This window comes from Methanolobus psychrotolerans (assembly GCF_002243045.1).
In the GTDB taxonomy this organism is placed as follows: domain Archaea; phylum Halobacteriota; class Methanosarcinia; order Methanosarcinales; family Methanosarcinaceae; genus Methanolobus; species Methanolobus psychrotolerans.
In genome coordinates, this window is the sequence record NZ_MBKP01000038.1 from 1 (window position 1) to 13,359 (window position 13,359).

The window sequence follows — 13,359 nt, forward strand, 5'->3', positions numbered from 1 at the left end:
CTAAAGAACCAGGAACATTAGCAGGACTAGAAGCAAAAGGATTGACACCAATTGAAGGATTGTTCCCTAAAGAACCAGGAGCATTAGCAGGACTAGAAGCAAAGGGATTGACACCAATTGAAGGAGTATCCCCTAAAGAACCAGGAGCATTAGCAGGACTAGAAGCAAAAGGATTGACACCAATTGAAGGATTGTTCCCTAAAGAACCAGGAACATTAGCAGGACTAGAAGCAAAGGGATCAACACCAACAGCATGGACAGGATCCAAATGATTATATCCAGGATCTGGTGGTAGAGGAACACTTAAAGGAAGCGGGTTCGGGGAAGGAAGCTTGTCTGAAATAGATTGGGACGGCTGGAATGGTAGTGGCGCGCTTTTATATCTTGGTGCAGATGATATCGGAGTATCCAAATGTGGGCCAGCCCCTGCATCACCATCAGACAATATAAATGGCTGGAATAATGGAGGAGGAGACCGCTTTTTTGAAGACTCGCCCGAGTGAGTGGCAGGAGTTGCAGAAGGAAAAACATTATCATAGGACATTTTAGGAATATCCTGAGCAATGCTTTCTTTTTTATCCAGAGTTGCAGGAATGCCGGAACTATTCATAAAAGGAGGGAAAGCAGTCTTCTGCATATCTAACTTTGGCCCCTCACTCTTAATTCCGCCCAAGAGAGATAAGTCCGGCAAATCCCCAAATGATGGAGCAGTCATTTGTGGCATATTATCATCTGCAACAACAGAAGCAGACTCATGGGCCTCTATTTGCACCTCTTCCATTTGCATATCAGCAAAAGCATTTGCTAATATATCAGGAATAGGAGAAGTGGCTTTATTGTTCTTGCCAGTGGCATCAGGCGACAGCTTAGCTTCATTACCTGCCGATGACATGATCTCTGCTATTTTTTTATTCTCCCATGGAAGTTCACTCATAGAAACCAACTATTGATCAAAAGCATTAATATAAATTCAAGAATATTATATGCATGGTATTTATATAAGAGTTGCTCTTAACAACCAAAAAATAGTCAAACTGTTACCAAATCAAAAATAACTAAAAGAGTTTAGGCGCACGGGAATAATTGAGGGAATGGACGAGAGATAAAGGATGAAATTTGTGCTAAAATTCACTTTGCTGTGAGTTTGTGCGCCTAAATGTGCATAGTAAATTATAATATATAAGTGTTTTGCATCACTTTAAAAGATCCCACCGTTTTTGAGCATATCATGAAATCATCATCAACACATACTGTATTATACACAATATATAAAAATAAAAAGAAAAAATGACCATGAAAATGTGCAAAATGATAGTGCAGAAAATAAAGATAACTCAAGTTAAGAAATCGGATGTGAAACCCTGGCGTTTTCAATAGATTTCTTCACAAGATCATCAATGTCTATCTTTCCTTCTTCTTCAAGAAGAGAATCAAAGCCAGCTTTTACTTCAGGATGTATCGGCACTGCTTCACAGCTTCCTGCCTGTTGTATGGATATATCAAACGTACCGATCTTTCTTGCAATATCGATTATCTCATTCTTGTCAAGACCTATCAAAGGATGATATATGGGAATACAGAGTCCGTAGAATTCAGCATGCATGTTAGCTGCAGTCTGGGAAGCTACCTGACCAAGGGATGAACCGGTAACGATACCTGAAGCACCTTCTTTATTCATAATCTCTGCAGCTATCCTGTACATAGTCCTTTTGCACAGAAGACATGTTTTGTTCCTGGAGCACTTATCTATAAATATCCCAAGATTGGCACCGTTTGGAACCTCATATACCTTGAAAGGATGACCTGGGCACCACTCCTGAAGTGCGCTTATACATTCCATAGTACGCTTGCGGGCACGGTCATCATTGTAAGGGGAATTGTTACAATAAACAGGTACAATTTCCACACCTCTCTTCATAAGGAGCCATGTGGCAACCGGAGAGTCAATACCCCCTGAAACAAGAGATACCATTTTTCCCTGGGTCCCCAATGGAAGCCCTCCAACCCCTTCTATCGTTTGTGTGAAAACATATGCTTTTGTCTGCCGCATTTCCACGAATATTTCCCTGTCCGGATTTGTAAGGTCTACAGAAGGTGTAATACCATTTGACTCAAGCATCTGCCATACCGCATCCCCACATTTCATTCCAAGGTCACGTGATGAAAAACTATGGTTTCCTGTACGTCTGGACCTGATTGCAAAAGACTGACCTTCTACAACAAACCCTTCAGCAAGCTGTGCACATAAAGCACCTGCAGACTCTATAGTAGCATCTGTTACCTGTGCAAAGGAAGTGGATACTACACCAAAAACATCTGCTGCTGCTTTTGCAGCCCTGCTATCATCTGTATCAATGAATATTCTTCCCCATTCCCGGGTTATTCGGGAATAAGGTATCCCGCGATGTTCCAGCATTGCAGAAGTATTATTCACAAGGGTCTTTTCATACCAGTTACGAACGCCTGTACTCTTTAAGGCAAGTTCACCATATCTTAGAATGACTACGTTTTCCATTAACATGAAATCGGCAATAAGACTATTAAAGTTAATCGGAGAAAGCTAACCGGACTAAAATGAGAAAAGAAACTAAGCCTGCCACGTCTTGCTATTTAGCCTCATCTTTTGATAATGAAATCAGAATAATCTAAAGAATAAGGATACCAGGAGATTTCCATGTCATCAACCCTTGCCATGGCAGGACCTGCTGAGAGGAGATCTGCCAATTTAAGGATAGAAGATCTTTTTCCTTCTGCAAAAACCCTGACCCTTCCATCCGACAGATTCTGTGCAAACCCGGTAATCCCCAGCTTAAGGGCATTTTCCCGGGCAAATTTGCGGAAATAGACTCCCTGCACCCTTCCCTTAACAAGTATTGTTGCAGAAGAAAGTTCCTCTGCATGGGATTTTTTGTCCTGCATATAGATTAATTCAAATGAAATGTTTATATGAATTTTGGTCTGACACTAAGCATTTTTGCAAGACAGAGACCTTTATACGGCATTCCTTCTACTTCGGAAGATATCCTTGTATTAAGCTCTGCAGGAGTCATCTCTAATTTAGCCGGTTTGTTGGGTTGTGATTCTGCACGGATAGTCACATTAATAGTGCCGTTTTCTACCTCACTGTCACCGACAACTACAACGTAGGGGACCCATTCGCGACCAGCTTCACGTACCTTCTTACCCACGGTATCATCCCGGTCATCGATATCAACACGGCAGTTGAGCAGTTCAGACACTTTCAATGCATAATCCATGTGCTTTTCTGCTATGGGTATAACCCTTACCTGAGTAGGGGAAAGCCACAGAGGCAACATTGGAACTCCCCCTGCCTCTGTTTTCATTGCTTCTTTTTCAAGCAGGCCATAGATACAGCGCTCGATCGCACCGCTTGGAGAACAGTGAAGAATTACAGGCTTGTTGGCACCTCCGTTGGAATCAATATAATTTATGTCATACCTTTCAGCATTTTCAACATCTATCTGCACAGTTGAAAGGGCACTTGCCTTTTCAAGGGCATCAACGAAATTGAACTCGAATTTAAGTACGAAATAGAAGAAACGGGTATCCCACATTTCAATCAGTACAGGCTTATTAACTGTCTTTGCAAGGTTTGTGATGAAATCCCTGTTCTCATTGTAGAAATCCCTGGTAAACCTGATGGCAACTTCAAAGTCATCGACCTTGATACCAATCTTATCGAGGACATCAATGCACATGTTATACTGAGCATCGAACTGGGATATGGCTTGCTCCATATCAGCGCACAGGCTGTGCATGTCAGGCATTGTGAAAGCCCTAAGACGCCTCAGTCCTACAAGCTCACCACGCTGTTCCTTTCTGAAACTGTACCTGGTCATTTCTACCATTTTAAGTGGCAGGTTCTTGTAGGAGATGGTCATGTCATGGTTCATAAGGAACTGGCCAAAACATGCTGCAAATCTAAGGAAAAGCTGCCTCTTGTCAGATTCAATAGAATACTGGCGGGCAGGGAACCTGTCAAGGTATTTCTTCAGGGTTGGATGATTCATATCATACATAAGAGGCGTTTCGACCTCCATTGCCCCAACCTTTGAAGTCTCTTCGAGTACATAGTTCTCAAGCAAGGATTTTATAAGGCGGCCCTTTGGATAATAGCGCATGTTACCGGAATCCGATCCCGGTTCGTAGTCAGCTATCTCAAGCCTGCGCATCAGCTCAACATGCGGAGGTGCCTTTTCAACGGCTCTCTTCTTGGAGATCTCATAGTCTACAAATTTCCTAAGATTCTCATGACCTGTGAAATCAAAACTTGCCGCATCATGCAAGGTACCATCGGGAGTGAGAACATGCCAGTAGGATTTTGCAGTGCTTTCTGCTTTGAGAGCTTCAGAAACCACTTCTTCCTTTACGGACGCAAGACATGCAGATGTCTCTGAACCGGAGGCCTCATCAGGCACTATGGAACGCGAGAGCTCGGAAAGCGGGTGACCTTTGCAGCTTATCTTAAATGCCTTGTACCATCCAAATGGTGCCCTTTTAACATTGAACTCACCGGATAATGCGTCTTCAATTCCCTTCAGAACAGCAATTGCAGCTTTGGGAGAAGAGAGGTTAGAACTGAGATGGGCATATGGATACACCATTATACTGTTGGTTTTGACCTGTGAAACTACACTCTTTATTTCTTCCACAGCTTTTGATATCGCACCCTCAACATTTGATTCATCGACTTTTTCCACTGCGATGAATACAGTAAGAGCATCTTCAAGTCTTCCAGTTTTAAAGGACTCTTCGATCTCTTCTGCAACAGGGGTGCTTTTCTTCACTTCATATTCGATATAATCCGAATGTATCAGTAATAATTGCATAAATTCACCTTCAAGATATATGCTATCTTAATTAGACCAAGCTTTATTAATCTTTTTAGTCCTCTTTTTGAAAAAACGACGTTGCCTATACAATGCAGTAAACCATCACTCGGGGATATCTGCATCATTGGGACCGGACATATTTTCAGGGAAAATACAGGCAGATGATGACTCATCTACATACACCCTGTATGCCGATATTAGCGCACCAAGCAGTATGGGCGCCGCAAAGAACCCGCCAATTCCTCCCACAAATGCTCCGCCAAGAAAAGCAAGGAGGATCAGAAGAGGATGAACATGGGATTTTATGCTCGACAGATAGGGACGCAGGAAAAGCTCAGGCGGTACATAGATAACAATCGATGAGACCACAAAGAAAATCGCAGCACTTTGCGGACCGAATTCAAAATAGCGATATACTGAAAGCACCAGAAGGACCATGTAGCCTGCAAACATGGGGATGACAGATGCAAGAAAGATCAATGCGGACAGTGCAAGAACATTTGAAAAACCGAAAGCATAGAAGACTACCAGGGATAAGATACTTACCACCAGTGCCGCAGATGCGTTGCCTACAAAAACTCCCTGAAGAATTATATCCATATGCCCGAAATACCTGATAACAGAGCCTTTGCAATTTTCCGGAAACAGCTCAACGATAGCTTCATAGAACCTGTGTCCGTCTGCCAGAAGGAAATAACATACAAACACTGCAACCACAAGGTTGAGACCGAACATCATAATATCAAAAGCATAGTTAAATATTCCTGCCCGGCTAAGGAGGGGAACTATAGAACTGGAGACGTTCCAGAGAAACTGGTTTACATCATCTCCGTAAGCCGCCATAAAACCTATATTGCGGGAATAATCGAACACGCTATTAAGCACATATGCCTGGTTCTCAAATACCCATATGATCTTGCGGAAGATCTCCAACAGGCCCCATCCGATGATGAATACCACAGGCACGACAATGGACATGGTTGCAACAAATGCACCCATGCGTGGAAACCTTTGCAGTTTAAAAAATATGGGGCGAGAGATATAAGCAAACACAAGCCCCAGGATAATACCATCTGCAAGCGGAAGGAGAACGAGTACCTGAATCGCCAAAAGCAATACAAGTACTGCTGCTGCCGCTACCCTCCACTTTGAATCAATTATGCGGGATAACCCGTCCGGTTTATCTGTTACCATTATTGTCCGCCTAAGTTAAAACTAAATATTTAGAGACTTCTATAATTGCTCACTATATTAATAACTCACCGTGGGATTTTTGCACAAGACCATACAAAGAAGAATAGCAAACATCATACATATTCTTGCTTTCAGGCATTCATTTTGCCAGAATATCTCACAATTACACATGAATCAGTACATTTACCACATCGGATACATTTTTCACTTATCTCTACCCTTTTTGCACCATCCAGGATTATTGCCTTGACCGGGCAGGCATTAAGACATATGCCACAACCCGTACACATGTGGATTCTCAGCAGTTGCCTGGAAAGTTCTGCAAACTGCCTGTCAGCCTCTTCCCTGTTATCTGCATTCACAACAATGCTTCCAGAGGAGAACAACTTTACCGTAGAAGATGTATTTTTCACAAGCAAAAGCCCCAGCTCTTCTGAAAAAGAGGGCTTACCAATAATATTCATGATATTGCCAGCCTTCTTCATGGATAAACCCTGCACAGACCCTTCTATGGAATAACCACCAGCTCTGCATGGAGATATACCCGAGGTTACCTCGATGCTGAATGGTGAAGCCACTTCCCGCCCTGACACGGATATACCCATTTCTTCGCACAGCTTTACCATCTTCGGCGGCAATTCTTTCCACCGCCACAGGCCATGCTCTATGAATTTTTCAGAGAGACCGTTCGTTCTTGCCCACTGCCTTAGGAAAGATTCCCACCTTTCATAAAGCTCAGGATGCAGTTCCTTCAACCGCTGATACTCCGCAGAAAGTGCCGCCGGACAGAGGTAGCACCCCACTCTTTCAAAGCCCATGTTATAGAGTGGATTATACGGGAGTTTCCGCCAGTAAATGTACAGCCAGACCTCTATTGCTTTCCAGTCTTTTATAGGGAAAAGATTGAGCTGGCCCGGAACGAACGGATTTGTTTCACTTGTAGAGATACTAGCCCTTGAGAATGATTCGTACCTCCTTTTCCCGTCCACGGTTATGCATGTGGCAGCTTTCTCAAGACATTCCTCTATAGCTGCATTGGCAGGTGCAAGCTTGCATATCTTGCAGCACCAGCGAAAATCCTTGGCGGGCGGACCGAATACATCCACATTGTCCCAGAAATCAGACTCTGCTTTTTTTTCAATCAATTCAATGTTGTTATCCCTGCAATAATTATGAGCAAATTCCACAGTTTCAGGGAATTCAATACCTGTGTTGAGGAAAAATGCCTGTACTTTCCGATTCTTAAGCGCACTGAGTGTCAGGTCAAGCACCACAAGACTGTCCTTTCCACCACTGAAGGATACATTAACAGGAAGGTCTTTGTGATCTTTCTGGTTCGCAATGCCCTTTATTGTGTTAATGGCATTCTTTCCAATACTGCGTATATGGACAACATTTGCAGCTACAACATCATTCATTGTGGAGATCTTCGTATTCAATGAGACCTGCTGTGAATCGATCTTCCGGACCCTCAATACCGGACCATCGACAGACGCAGCATCCTTTGCATCGCAGTATGCAACCCCAAAACCCTTAAGGTTGCCAGATTTTACAAGAATTATATCATTTATCCGGACATCGGAAGAAATTGATTCTACCTGATCATAATTCACCTTTTTGCCATTAAGGTGTCTGGAATTCTTTTTGAGGATCACGGTTTTAAGGGAGGTGTATTCAAGAAGTATGCTCGCCCCGGATACCGAGGGCTCAAAAACATAGCCCATTCTTTGCATATCAAAACGTAGTATCCCGAAAAAAAGACCGTCAACTATGACCTCATCGGCCTTATCATCACCCGGGATCTTGTTAAGTAGAATTACTTTTTCACCAAGAGGATCATAATCAAAAGAAGACAAAAGCATCCCATGAAGAATGCTTCGTTCATGTGGAGAACAGAATCTTACATCTGCCGGTTGTGACAGGTCAATCTTTATCCCATCTTTCCCACAAGTACTACACCCTTTTTCTATAAGGGGGACATTGCAGTCCTCGCACCAGAAAATATAATCCTTTTCGTTAGTTGCGTACCTTTGGACCTGTTTTTTTTGATCATGACTATGCCTGGGCATTTTTGTTCCGGAACCACTTTTATCGGCCATAGAATAGCCTGCACTTTTCAAATGTGGCTTTGCGGATGTGTTAGAAAAAGACCTGCCTTTTTTCATTGATACCATTTAGCATACTCCAGCTTAAAAAGATGTTCAGAAAAGAAACGAAAAGAAATGAAGGTATCCGGACAAGCCGGACAACTAAATTTGATATTTACAGATCAGTTACTGAGATAGTTATTGATGGCCTGTGCGGCAAGCTTGCCTGCACCCATGGCACTGATAACTGTTGCAGCTCCTGTTACAGCATCCCCACCGGCGTAAACACCCTCCAGTGAGGTCTTACCGGATCCATCAACTATGATTGTGCCTCTTGAATTGGTTTCCAGCCCGGTTGAGCCTGAGAAGATCATAGGGTTGGGTGATGTGCCTATAGCAATAACGACAATATCAGCATCGATCACATGTTCGGAACCTTCTGCAGGAACAGGACTCCTGCGCCCGGACGCATCAGGTTCTCCAAGTTCCATCCTGATACACTCCACACCTTTCACAGTCATGTTCTCGCCTTCTAGGATACGGACAGGGTTTGTGAGAAGCCTGAACACAATACCTTCTTCCTTTGCATTTTCTACCTCTTCCTTCCTTGCAGGCAGTTCATCTTCACCACGGCGGTAGACTATACTGACCTCATCGGCACCAAGGCGGAGCGCACTGCGCGCGGCATCCATTGCAACATTACCGCCACCCACTACGATAACCTTCTTCCCTCTCCTGATAGGAGTATCATAGTCCGGGAACTGGTAAGCTTTCATCAGGTTAACCCTTGTGAGGAACTCGTTTGCGGAGTAAACACCATTGAGATTCTCACCTTCGATACCCATGAACTTTGGCAGCCCTGCGCCGGTTCCAAGGAAAATTGCATCGAACTCTTCCCTCATTTCATCAAGGGTCTTTATCTTCCCGATGACGTAATCGACCTTCACATCAACGCCAAGCTGAGTGATGTATTCTACCTCTTCCTTTACAATAGCCTTTGGAAGCCTGAACTCAGGAATTCCGTAAGTGAGCACACCACCTGTTTCATGGAGTGACTCAAATATTGTTACAGCATGGCCTGCTTTTGCAAGGTCTGCTGCTGCCGTAAGACCTGCCGGCCCGGCACCAATAACCGCAACACGTTTGCCTGTGGATTTCGAACGTACAGGAGGAGTTACACCTCGTTTCCTTTCGTAGTCTGCACAGAAACGTTCAAGCCTGCCTATGGCAACCGGTTCACCCTTCTTTGCCAGTATACAGTATTGTTCACACTGGACCTCCTGAGGACATACACGTCCGCACACTGCCGGAAGTGCATTGGTAAGTTTAATAGTATCTATTGCCCCGTCAAAATCCCCTTCCTTTATGCATGAAATAAAACCAGGGATATCAATATTCACAGGACATCCTTCTATGCATTTGGGGTTCTTGCATTCCAGGCATCTGGAAGCCTCAGCAAGTGCCTGCTCTTTAGTGTAACCCAATGCCACCTCATTAAAATTGTGTGCCCTCTCTTTTGGGTCCTGTAATGGCATTGCCTGTCTGTCTGCCATCAGTTCTCACCCCTGCAGGTACATTTATGATTATGATTTTCAAGACACTTTGACTCCTCAGTCCTATACAAGGCGAGACGGCTCATCAGGAGATTGAAATCCACTTTATGTGCATCGAATTCCGGACCATCGACACAGGCAAACTTTGTCTCGCCGCCAACAGAGACCCTGCATCCGCCACACATGCCGGTACCGTCGATCATTATAGGGTTCAGGCTTACAAGGGTTTCCACACCATAAGGTGCAGTCATGCCCGCTGCCACCTTCATGAGGATTGGAGGACCTATAACAACTATCCTTGCAATCTTCTCACCGCTGTCAAGTATCTTTTTCGCCACATCTGTCACAAAACCGTGATGGCCCTTAGAACCATCATCGGTAGCAATGTATAATTCATCACTTGCTGCCTTCATCTCATCCTCGAGTATGAGAAGACTCTCATTCCTTGCACCAATTACGGAAATTACCTTATTACCAGCTTCGCGATATGCCTTTACCTGCGGATACACAGGAGCTATTCCAACTCCGCCACCCACAAGGATAACAGTACCAAGTTCCCTTACATCTGCAGGGGTTCCAAGCGGACCAACAAAATCCCGGAGTTCATCTGAAGCGGTCAGCTTTGCAAGCTGCTTTGTGGTCTTGCCCATTTCCTGGAAGATTATTGTAACAGTACCTTCGGTTGCATCAAAATCAGCAATCGTGAGTGGTATTCTTTCACTTGTCTCATCAATACGCAATATAATGAACTGGCCTGCCTTTGCGGCTTTAGCAACATCTGATGCCAGGATCTTCATCATGTGCACACTTGGAGCGAGCTCTTTTTTCTCGGTAATTTTGTACGGCATGTAATCACATTTCTAGGAATTTGAGTGTAAAAGTAGGGTTTTGCTGATATGATTATAGTTATAGTACTTAAAATAAGATGTTAATATTGAAATAACGGATTTAAATACATAAAAATAAAATAAAAATAAAAATGAAAATGAAAACTTACAGAGCAGGATAAGTGAATATGTAAATACCTGTTATGTTCTTTACAAAAAAAGCATTATTCTGCAACCAGCTCACTGCAGAACCATTTGGATTAGCTGCGCTTATATCTCCTGTTACAAGGAACCACACCCTCTGCTTGCCTTTAACATAAGAAGTAAGTCCACTTTCTGAATATTGAGTATTTGCATAAAAAGTCCCATCCGATGAGTTATCATAATAGTACATCAGAGCCTGACCCATATAACCTGGCAAAGGAGCTACATAATCACCTGGTTCCGTTATGCTGGCAATGAAAACAGAGGTATCACGCCAGTCATTTTTATGGGAAGTTGTGTAGTAATTATACAAAGGAGTATAACTAATCAGAATGACAAGCATAACTACAGAGATAATTACAAACATACTTTTTCCATTGGTATTATTTGAAGATTTGTTCTTAGCTTCTGATACAGTTCTTTTCTTCCCTCTGTTTACAGAACGGTCTGAATTTGAAACCGTTGTCAAAATATCTGCTATGGAAACAATAGCTTTGGAAATCAACAGCAAGAAAGCAGGCATGATAAAAAGCAAATATCTTGGCTGAAATGGCATTGAACCCGCCAGGAAATATCCTGTGACCAGTGGTATGAACAACCATAAGGCAATCAAAGAAAACCATTTCTTTGAATCTTTCAGGCAAAAAACCAGCCCTGCCAGCATCAAAGGAATATACATGAACATCGTGATTTTTGAATAATTGCTGAAACTAATGAAAATGTTATAGAAAAAACCTTCTTGTGCCATTCCCCATGTTTTATGACCAGTAGCATAACCTAATTCCCCAAGCACCCATAAAATCATAGGCAAACTCAATAAAACAAAGGAAACTGCACTTATCATAAACATTTTGTCCGTACTTTTGGGATTGAACCTCAATGAAACAAAATCAAAGTTATCGAGGATATAAAAGATCCCTATAGCCCCAATAACAAAGAAACCGAAGAAATGAGAATAAACAAGTAATGTGCCTGATATTGCCGATATGATCCATTTAGTTCTGTTATTATCCTTATAGGCAGAGATGAAGAGATAGATTGTTAGAAGAGCAAGCAGCATCATCAATGCATAACTGCGCCCCTCCTGAGAATAGTTTATTTGCATTACAGATATTGCCATAAGGAATGAAGATATCAAACCCTCTCTTTTACTAAAAAAACTGGATCCAAGCAGATAGATAAGAGGAATGGACAAAGTACCGAATATTGCAGATGGAAGCCTCACGAAGAATTCCGAATCACTATACATTATAACAAAATGCAATATAGAGTAAAAAAGAGGTGGGTGGGCAAAATCCTTATTGTCGAATATGATAGTGTAAAGACTTTGTTTTGCCATTTGTATGCTCGTTCCTTCATCAAGCCATATGGATTCAGCCCCCAGCCTGTAGAATCGAAGTATCATACCAATTAAAGTAATAAAAAACAATAGAGCATAACTATTGCCAATGATTGCTTTTTTAATATGAACAAAAGAAAAGGACTGCTCATGTGATTCTGAATTAATCGACGAAGTACTAATATTCTTTGTTGTTTTTTTATTTCCCATATGAATCTCCATCATCTGTAAGTATGATTAAAATCAAAGAGAGTTTTTAAAAAAAAACAACATAACTATTTAATAGTATCGATTAAATAATAGCGGTTTCAATCAAATTCTATTAAGAAGGATTAAAAATGGATGACAAATTACCACTTCATTCTTTATTGGTAAGTAAAAAGACTATAATATCCTTTATGATTTCGTTTCTCATTCTTTATTTGCTCATCAACAACATTAATTTGACAGAATTTATGAACATATCTAAAAATATATCCTGGCCAATTTATCTTGCAGCTTTTGGGTTACATTATTCCTCTTTTATTGTAAGAGGTATGCGATGGAAAAAATTACTTGATGCATTAAAGATCAAAACAAATTCACTTGCAGTTACAGAAATTGTTTTTTTATCATGGTTTGCAAATAGCATTGTTCCTGCAAAGATAGGGGATATATACAGAAGCTATTTGCTGAAAAAAGAAACCGATGAGCCAATATCCAAAACGATTGGAACAATTGTCGTGGAGAGGATATTTGATATCACTTTGTTACTCATTTTGCTTACGTTAAGCGGATACCTTATTTATAGTGATCAAATGCCTGAAGAAATAGATCAATCACTAACAATCGGGTACATATTGATCATAGTAGTAGCCTTTGGCATTATTGTATTCTGGGCTTTTGAAAAACGTATGATGCACCTTATACCAGAAAAACTTCATATGCACTTTCGAAATCTCAGTCATGGGATATTCAAACCCTTTTCTGATTTTGAAACTATATTCTATGTTTTTACCATGTCATTGTTAATATGGATTATGGAATCAGGGAGATTGTTCCTTGTTACAAGATCCATTGGGCTGGATATTGGGATATACACAATTGTATTTGTTGCCCTTGCATCAACCTTGTTAACTGCAATTCCCCTGACACCTGCCGGACTAGGTGCGGTAGAATTCTCCATTGTATTCTTACTTGAATTGAGCGGTGTGGACACAACTTTTGGCACAGCAGTAGCTTTTTTGGATCGCGTGATAAGTTTCTGGAGTTTGCTTGTTAGTGGAACAATAGTATACCTGTTAAGAAACAAAAAATAACTAT

General features: G+C 41.8%; 10 protein-coding genes. 1 reads left to right on the forward strand and 9 read right to left on the reverse strand.

Annotated elements, in window-relative coordinates; genetic code table 11:
• The 9 genes from BB781_RS11615 to BB781_RS11655 form a co-directional block, all read right to left on the reverse strand.
• A partial coding sequence (locus BB781_RS11615) for a hypothetical protein (protein WP_207205282.1) occupies positions 1–934 on the reverse strand: 934 nt, incomplete at its 3' end.
• 405 nt (positions 935–1,339) lie between these two features.
• Complete coding sequence (gene thiI / locus BB781_RS11620; protein ID WP_094228657.1) at positions 1,340–2,515, reverse strand: tRNA uracil 4-sulfurtransferase ThiI; 1,176 nt, start codon at positions 2,513–2,515, stop codon at positions 1,340–1,342.
• A gap of 101 nt (positions 2,516–2,616) precedes the next feature.
• Positions 2,617–2,919, reverse strand: a complete 303-nt coding sequence (locus BB781_RS11625) for an acylphosphatase (protein WP_094228658.1) — start codon at positions 2,917–2,919, stop codon at positions 2,617–2,619.
• Between the two features lie 23 nt (positions 2,920–2,942).
• Positions 2,943–4,850 (reverse strand): threonine--tRNA ligase, encoded by a 1,908-nt coding sequence (locus BB781_RS11630; protein ID WP_094228659.1) that lies wholly within the window; start codon positions 4,848–4,850, stop codon positions 2,943–2,945.
• Positions 4,851–4,955: 105 nt separating this feature from the next.
• Positions 4,956–6,047, reverse strand: coding sequence for an AI-2E family transporter (locus tag BB781_RS11635; protein WP_094228660.1), 1,092 nt, complete (start codon positions 6,045–6,047; stop codon positions 4,956–4,958).
• A gap of 131 nt (positions 6,048–6,178) precedes the next feature.
• Positions 6,179–8,221 carry a phosphoadenosine phosphosulfate reductase domain-containing protein gene (locus BB781_RS11640; RefSeq protein WP_242492648.1) on the reverse strand — a complete coding sequence of 681 codons (2,043 nt, stop codon included), beginning with the start codon at positions 8,219–8,221 and terminating at the stop codon, positions 6,179–6,181.
• A 95-nt stretch (positions 8,222–8,316) separates the two neighbouring features.
• A complete protein-coding gene (gltA, locus tag BB781_RS11645) occupies positions 8,317–9,687 on the reverse strand; it encodes an NADPH-dependent glutamate synthase (protein ID WP_094228661.1) in 1,371 nt (456 codons plus the stop codon).
• Positions 9,687–10,535, reverse strand: coding sequence for a sulfide/dihydroorotate dehydrogenase-like FAD/NAD-binding protein (locus BB781_RS11650; RefSeq protein ID WP_094228662.1), 849 nt, complete (start codon positions 10,533–10,535; stop codon positions 9,687–9,689). The genes gltA and BB781_RS11650 overlap by 1 nt, the downstream gene beginning before the upstream one ends.
• Positions 10,536–10,680: 145 nt before the next feature.
• Positions 10,681–12,267, reverse strand: a complete 1,587-nt coding sequence (locus BB781_RS11655; protein ID WP_164997861.1) for a glycosyltransferase family 39 protein — start codon at positions 12,265–12,267, stop codon at positions 10,681–10,683.
• Between the two features lie 128 nt (positions 12,268–12,395).
• Here BB781_RS11655 and BB781_RS11660 point away from each other — a divergent pair, with 128 nt between their 5' ends.
• The gene (locus BB781_RS11660) at positions 12,396–13,355 is read left to right on the forward strand and encodes a lysylphosphatidylglycerol synthase transmembrane domain-containing protein (protein WP_094228664.1); all 960 of its coding nucleotides are present in this window, start codon (positions 12,396–12,398) and stop codon (positions 13,353–13,355) included.
• The last annotated feature ends 4 nt before the right edge of the window (positions 13,356–13,359 follow it).

Excerpts from the sequence above, each read along its gene's own strand:
- thiI (WP_094228657.1), bottom strand. The coding sequence starts at position 2,515 with ATGGAAAACGTAGTCATTCTAAGATATGGTGAACTTGCCTTAAAGAGT.
- BB781_RS11625 (WP_094228658.1), bottom strand. The coding sequence starts at position 2,919 with ATGCAGGACAAAAAATCCCATGCAGAGGAACTTTCTTCTGCAACAATA.
- BB781_RS11630 (WP_094228659.1), bottom strand. The coding sequence starts at position 4,850 with ATGCAATTATTACTGATACATTCGGATTATATCGAATATGAAGTGAAG.
- BB781_RS11635 (WP_094228660.1), bottom strand. The coding sequence starts at position 6,047 with ATGGTAACAGATAAACCGGACGGGTTATCCCGCATAATTGATTCAAAG.
- BB781_RS11640 (WP_242492648.1), bottom strand. The coding sequence starts at position 8,221 with ATGGTATCAATGAAAAAAGGCAGGTCTTTTTCTAACACATCCGCAAAG.
- gltA (WP_094228661.1), bottom strand. The coding sequence starts at position 9,687 with ATGGCAGACAGACAGGCAATGCCATTACAGGACCCAAAAGAGAGGGCA.
- BB781_RS11650 (WP_094228662.1), bottom strand. The coding sequence starts at position 10,535 with ATGCCGTACAAAATTACCGAGAAAAAAGAGCTCGCTCCAAGTGTGCAC.
- BB781_RS11655 (WP_164997861.1), bottom strand. The coding sequence starts at position 12,267 with ATGGGAAATAAAAAAACAACAAAGAATATTAGTACTTCGTCGATTAAT.
- BB781_RS11660 (WP_094228664.1), top strand. The coding sequence starts at position 12,396 with ATGGATGACAAATTACCACTTCATTCTTTATTGGTAAGTAAAAAGACT.